Here is a 5,913-nt window from a genome sequence, read left to right on the forward strand (position 1 = left end):
TGGAACTGTTGGCCAAATACGATATTCAGGCCAGCTTCTTCTTTAGCGTTGGGCCGGACAACATGGGGCGCCACTTGTGGCGCCTGCTTCGTCCCCAATTTTTGCTGAAAATGCTGCGTTCCAAGGCTGCATCGCTCTACGGCTGGGATATCCTGCTGGCGGGTACCGCGTGGCCGGGGCGAAATATTTCCCGATCTCTAGGGCCGTTGATGAAGCGTACGTTGGAGATGGGCCACGAAGTGGGCTTGCACGCCTGGGATCATCAAGGTTGGCAGGCCAAGGTTGGGCAGTGGTCAAAACCTGATCTGACGCGCCAGGTTCAGTTGGGCGTTGATGCGCTGGCCAATGCGATCGGTCAGCCGGTCCGATTTTCGGCGGTGGCGGGGTGGCGTGCCGATCAGCGCGTCGTGGAGGTGAAGCAAGGTTTTGGTTTCGAGTACAACAGCGATTGCCGTGGTACCCATCCGTTCCGTCCGCTATTAGAGAACGGCCAGGCTGGCACGGTGCAAATCCCGGTTACGCTCCCCACTTTTGACGAGGTGATTGGCCGCGAAACCAACATGGCGGACTTCAATGATTATATTCTGCAAGCGATAGCCCACGATCGCGGCGTGCCGGTGTACACCATTCATACCGAGGTAGAGGGGATGTCGCAGTCGGCCATGTTCGAACAGTTATTACAGCGTGCCAAACAGCAGGGTATTGAGTTCTGCCCTCTTAGTGCATTGTTACCCCAAGACGAGTTATTACTGCCGCTAGGCCGCATTACCCGCGCGCCGTTCCCTGGCCGGGAAGGCTGGTTGGGTTGTCAAACCGAAGTGGGGGGAGAAAAGGTTTCATGAAAGCGTTGAAAGGATCCTGGGCCATCGTATTGGCCGTTTTTTTTGCCCTGGTGTATCTGCTGCCGGTGAATGGGCGGTTATTGTGGCAGCCGGATGAAACCCGCTACGCCGAAATTAGCCGAGAAATGCTGGCGCGTGGAGATTGGGTCGTGCCCAACCTGCTCGGTCTGCGCTATTTTGAAAAGCCGGTCGCCGGTTACTGGTTTAACAACATCAGCCAGTGGCTGTTCGGCGATAGCAACTTTGCCGTGCGCTTTGGCTCGATATTCAGCACCGGCATGACCGCCTTGCTGGTCTTCACCCTCGCTTGGCTGATGTGGAAAAACGCGCGTCGTGCTTACCTGGCGGTGCTGATCTTCCTGTCGATGGTGCTGGTATTCAGCATTGGTACTTACAGCGTGCTCGATCCGATGATCTCGCTGTGGCTGACGGCGGCCATGGTCAGCTATTACCTGACGCTGAAAGCAACCACCGCCAAAGGCAAGCTGGGCGGTTATGTGTTGCTCGGGCTGGCCTGCGGCATGGGCTTTATGACCAAAGGGTTTTTGGCGCTGGCGGTACCGGTGATTGCCGTCATCCCCATTGTTATCCAGCAACGTAGGGTCAAAGACCTGTTCTGTTATGGGCCAGTGGCGATCGTAGTGGCGGCATTGCTTAGCTTGCCGTGGGCGCTGGCGGTGGCCCAGCGAGAGCCGGATTATTGGAACTACTTCTTCTGGGTGGAGCATATTCAGCGTTTTGCCGAAGACAATGCCCAGCACAAGGCACCCTTCTGGTATTACATCCCGATCCTGTTCGCTGCGGTACTGCCGTGGCTGGCATTATTGCCAGGCTCCCTGCTCAAGGGATGGCGTGAGCGTGTTCAGCACCCGGAGCTGTTTTTCCTGTTGAGCTGGGTGATGATGCCGCTGATCTTCTTCAGCATCGCCAAAGGTAAACTGCCGACCTATATTCTGCCTTGCATGGCACCCTTGGCCCTGCTGATGGCGGCTTATGCCGAGGATTGCGCAGGGCAGTTACGCACCCGGGTATTCAAGGTGAACGCCGTACTGAATGGCCTGTTTGGGCTGACTGGCATTATCGCTTTGTTGCTGATTGGCTCCGGCATCGTGCCTAAAGAGCAGCTGTTTACTGCCGATGAGTGGCCAAAAATCGCACTCGGCCTGGTTGCCTTCGTTGGCTGGCTGCTGTTTGCCGTGATTTCCGCTCGTGAAAACGCGAAACGCTGGACCTGGGCGGCAGCTTGCCCGTTGCTGCTTTGTCTGTTGATTGGCTACGCCATTCCGCAGCAGGTGACCGACTCCAAGCTGCCGCAAAACTTTATTCGTGACAATATGACCACGCTCAGCCAGAGCCGGTTTGTGCTGGCCGATCGCGTGGGTATCGCCGCTGGCCTGGCCTGGGAACTGAAACGCAGCGATGTGTTGATGTTCGGTGAGAAAGGCGAGGTCGCTTATGGCTTGGCGTATCCCGATGCGCGTGGCCACTATATCGGCGAGGAAGACTTTGCTGGCTGGTTGGCGCAGGCTCGCAAACAGGGGGATGTGTCACTGGTCATGCAACTCTCCCGTGGTGAGCACGTGCCGACAGATCTGCCAACGCCAGATAGCGTTGTCGAGATGCATCGCATGGCGTTGGTATGGTATGAGCAGCAACCATGATGGCGTATTTATTGGTGGTCCTGGTTAGCCTGTTTACCTGTGCAGGGCAACTGTGTCAGAAACAGGCAGCCCTTAGCTGGCAACAGGTGGCTGAGCGGCGGCGGGCTGTAACGCTGCGCTGGTTGGCGTTGGCGGTGTTGCTATTGGGACTGGGCATGCTGGTGTGGCTCAATGTGTTGCAGCGCTTGCCGCTAAGCCTGGCCTATCCGCTGCTGAGTCTCAACTTTGTTCTGGTGACGCTGGCGGCACGCTGGCTGTTTAACGAGCCGACCACGCTGCGCCACTGGTGCGGCGTGGCGTCAATCATGTTGGGGATCCTGCTGATGAGTCTGCAATCATGAAAGGCTATCTTTGGGGGGCGGGCAGCGTCCTGCTGGTCACACTGGCCCAGTTGCTGATGAAATGGGGCATGGGGCAGATCCCGTTGTTGTCTTTTGCCGATATCAGCTGGCCGTTACTCAATCATTACGGGCCCGCCTTGCTAGCAGTAGCTATTGGCATCTTCGGTTATGCGTTATCGATGCTGTGCTGGTTCTATGCACTCCATTACCTGCCGCTAAACCGGGCTTATCCGCTGTTGAGCATCAGCTATGCGCTGGTTTACCTGGCAGCGGTGATCTTGCCCTGGTTTAATGAACCGGCCACCTTGCTCAAAACGCTGGGAACGCTGTTTATTCTGTTCGGCGTCTGGCTGATTAACAGTCATCGGGCGGAAAAAAACCGTTAATAGCGGAAAAAAACGCTGTCGATTCGACTATCTCATTTACAAAACTTGCCTTTTTCTTATCTTGAGCGATAAATTAACGCCAAACAGCATTCTCCTTACCCGGGGTGGCGTGGTGAAATACCGCAGGCGGTTGATCCGGTTCGGTGTTTAAGTGAAAGGTAAAATGCGATGCGTGTGTGGTTTCTATTAGCCAGTTTAATTCTCGCCGGTTGCAGCAGTCATGCGCCGCCGCCGAGTGGCCGTTTGTCCGATTCCATCGTGGTGGTCGCGCAATTGAACGAACAATTGCGTCAATGGTATGGCACTCCGTATCGCTACGGCGGGCTGGATCGCGGCGGTGTAGACTGTTCCGGCTTTGTCTATCGCACCTTCCGCGATCGTTTTGATATGCAGCTTCCGCGCTCAACTGAACAGCAAACTGGATTGGGTACCAAAGTTTCGCGCGACGAACTGATGCCAGGGGACCTGGTATTCTTCAAGACCGGCAGCGGTGAGAACGGCTTGCATGTGGGGATCTACGATACCAACGACGAATTTATTCATGCCTCGACCAGCAAAGGCGTGATCCGCTCTTCACTCAATAACGTTTACTGGAGCAAGGTGTACTGGCAGGCGCGCCGGATTTAACGCCCCAAAGTGCCTATCTGGTGTATTATGGCAGCACTGCATGATGAGGTGACTGCCATGAATTCCTTACGTTTATTGATTTCCGATTCCTACGATCCCTGGTTTAATCTGGCGGTAGAAGAGTGCATCTTCCGCGAAATGACCACGCAAAAAATCCTCTTCCTGTGGCGTAATGCCGAAACCGTGGTGATTGGCCAGTCGCAGAACCCGTGGAAAGAGTGTAATACCCGGCGGATGGAACAGGATGGCATCCGTCTGGCACGGCGCAGCAGCGGCGGCGGGGCGGTGTTTCACGATCTGGGCAATACCTGCTTTACCTTTATGGCCGGTAAGCCCGGCTACGATAAAACCGTTTCTACCGGCATTATTCTTACGGCGCTGAAACAGTTGGGGGTTGATGCGTCGGCTTCCGGGCGTAACGATCTGGTGGTAGAAATGGCCGACGGAGTACGCAAGATCTCTGGCTCAGCCTACCGCGAAACCCAGGATCGTGGCTTCCACCACGGCACGCTGCTGTTGAATGCCGATCTCAATCGCCTGGCGGATTATCTCAATCCCGACCCGAAAAAATTGCAGGCGAAAGGCATCACTTCCGTGCGCTCCAGAGTTGCCAACCTGGCCGAGTTTGTGCCAGGAATCGACCATCAACAGGTATGTGACGCCGTCATTCAGGCATTTTTCGCCCATTATGGTGAAACGGCACAGCCGGAAGTGATCTCCCCGGATGTCTTGCCAGATCTGCCCGACTTTGCCCAGCAATTTGCCAAGCAGAGCAGTTGGGAATGGAATTTTGGCAAAGCACCCGCGTTTAGCCACTTGCTGAATGAACGCTTTACCTGGGGTGGTGTAGATATCTTCTTTGACGTGGAGAAGGGCGTGATCGTACGCGCGCAGATCTTCACTGACAGCCTCAACCCTGCGCCATTACAGACCTTGGCCGAAAAGCTGGTGGGATGTGCCTATCGCAGCGAGGCACTGGCAGACTGTTGTGCACAGCTGGTAGCGCAGTATCCGCAGCAGGAGAGCGAGCTTAGTGAGTTGCGGCGTTGGCTGTTGGAAACCATTAAGTAGTGCTGTGGGGTAAATAAGTTAGGAATTTTATTAATAAAATCAGGTGGTCGCCGCATCACCTGATTGTTGAACACCAAAAATAACTGACACATTGCGTAAAGCTTTTAATTTGTAACGATACATGCCGCAAATTAAATTAACTCGCCTGATGGTCTGAACGAAAAACATCGCTAAAGCTATCAATGACTTGGCAACGCCGGGATAATTATATTACTTTTTCTGAACTATTCCGCAAGGATTGATCGGTAAAACTTATTGTTATACGATGGATTGCACGCCATTAAGCTGCTGGCATTAAAATGAATATTCGATCAGACGTTGATTTTATTAGTCAGTACGTTTTCCTGCCGATTTACTCCATGACGGGAAACTTACTGGCGGTGGAACTCCTCACCCGATTTACTGGCTCGGGCGCCAACCTGGCGATGCCTACGGAGATCGGCCTACGGTTATTAACCCCAGAACAAAAGATTGAATTATTCAACGACCAGATATCGCTAGCTGAAAAGCATGCCTCATGGTTTGTTGCCAGCGGGGTGTTATTGACGATTAATATCGAAGAAACGGTCGTCGATTGGCTGCTTGGCAACGAGGAACGTCGCCAACGTGTGCAACAGTTGTCGTTTGTTGCCTTTGAAGTTAATGAGCGTTTTCCCAACCTTTCCGCAGGGAAAGACAACGAGAAAATCCGTTTATTGAGTACCTACTTCTCACTGTGGCTCGATGGTTTCGGTTCTGGCAAAGCGACGCTGGCCGCGCTGTATGATGGTTTATTTGATTTTGTGAAAATTGATAAACGCTTTTACTGGCAATTGGTTACCCAACAGGGATATGACCTGGTTATCGATTCACTGCTTAAGAATATCAATCAACTTTGTAAGGGGGTTATTGTTTGCGGCATTGAGAAACATGAGTATTTCAATAAGCTGACCAACACCGGTGTTTTAGGGCTACAGGGGTTTTTATGGCCTGCCATCAGTGTGGA

At 53.5% G+C, this 5,913-nt stretch carries 7 protein-coding genes; all 7 read left to right on the forward strand.

Annotated elements, in window-relative coordinates; translation table 11 throughout:
• Nucleotides 1-5 precede the first annotated feature (5 nt).
• Complete coding sequence (arnD, locus tag ACLQ7H_RS16020) at nt 6-842, forward strand: 4-deoxy-4-formamido-L-arabinose-phosphoundecaprenol deformylase (RefSeq protein WP_411753538.1); 837 nt, start codon at nt 6-8, stop codon at nt 840-842.
• Nucleotides 839-2,503, forward strand: a complete 1,665-nt coding sequence (arnT, locus tag ACLQ7H_RS16025; protein ID WP_411753532.1) for a lipid IV(A) 4-amino-4-deoxy-L-arabinosyltransferase — start codon at nt 839-841, stop codon at nt 2,501-2,503. Before arnD ends, arnT begins: the two co-directional genes overlap by 4 nt.
• Nucleotides 2,500-2,844 carry a 4-amino-4-deoxy-L-arabinose-phosphoundecaprenol flippase subunit ArnE gene (arnE, locus tag ACLQ7H_RS16030; protein WP_411753533.1) on the forward strand — a complete coding sequence of 115 codons (345 nt, stop codon included), beginning with the start codon at nt 2,500-2,502 and terminating at the stop codon, nt 2,842-2,844. Before arnT ends, arnE begins: the two co-directional genes overlap by 4 nt.
• Nucleotides 2,841-3,230, forward strand: a complete 390-nt coding sequence (gene arnF, locus ACLQ7H_RS16035) for a 4-amino-4-deoxy-L-arabinose-phosphoundecaprenol flippase subunit ArnF (RefSeq protein ID WP_411753534.1) — start codon at nt 2,841-2,843, stop codon at nt 3,228-3,230. Before arnE ends, arnF begins: the two co-directional genes overlap by 4 nt.
• 168 nt (nt 3,231-3,398) lie before the next feature.
• On the forward strand, nt 3,399-3,857 hold the full coding sequence (locus tag ACLQ7H_RS16040) for an NlpC/P60 family protein (RefSeq protein ID WP_411753535.1): 459 nt from the start codon (nt 3,399-3,401) through the stop codon (nt 3,855-3,857).
• A 57-nt stretch (nt 3,858-3,914) separates the two neighbouring features.
• On the forward strand, nt 3,915-4,928 hold the full coding sequence (locus tag ACLQ7H_RS16045) for a lipoate--protein ligase A (protein WP_411753536.1): 1,014 nt from the start codon (nt 3,915-3,917) through the stop codon (nt 4,926-4,928).
• A gap of 299 nt (nt 4,929-5,227) precedes the next feature.
• A partial coding sequence (locus ACLQ7H_RS16050) for an EAL domain-containing protein (protein ID WP_411753537.1) occupies nt 5,228-5,913 on the forward strand: 686 nt, incomplete at its 3' end.

The sequence above is a fragment of the Serratia sp. (in: enterobacteria) genome, from assembly GCF_046715635.1.
Classification (GTDB): Bacteria; Pseudomonadota; Gammaproteobacteria; order Enterobacterales; family Enterobacteriaceae; genus Chania.

Excerpts from the sequence above, each read along its gene's own strand:
- arnE (WP_411753533.1), top strand. The coding sequence starts at position 2,500 with ATGATGGCGTATTTATTGGTGGTCCTGGTTAGCCTGTTTACCTGTGCA.
- ACLQ7H_RS16040 (WP_411753535.1), top strand. The coding sequence starts at position 3,399 with ATGCGTGTGTGGTTTCTATTAGCCAGTTTAATTCTCGCCGGTTGCAGC.
- ACLQ7H_RS16045 (WP_411753536.1), top strand. The coding sequence starts at position 3,915 with ATGAATTCCTTACGTTTATTGATTTCCGATTCCTACGATCCCTGGTTT.
- arnF (WP_411753534.1), top strand. The coding sequence starts at position 2,841 with ATGAAAGGCTATCTTTGGGGGGCGGGCAGCGTCCTGCTGGTCACACTG.
- arnT (WP_411753532.1), top strand. The coding sequence starts at position 839 with ATGAAAGCGTTGAAAGGATCCTGGGCCATCGTATTGGCCGTTTTTTTT.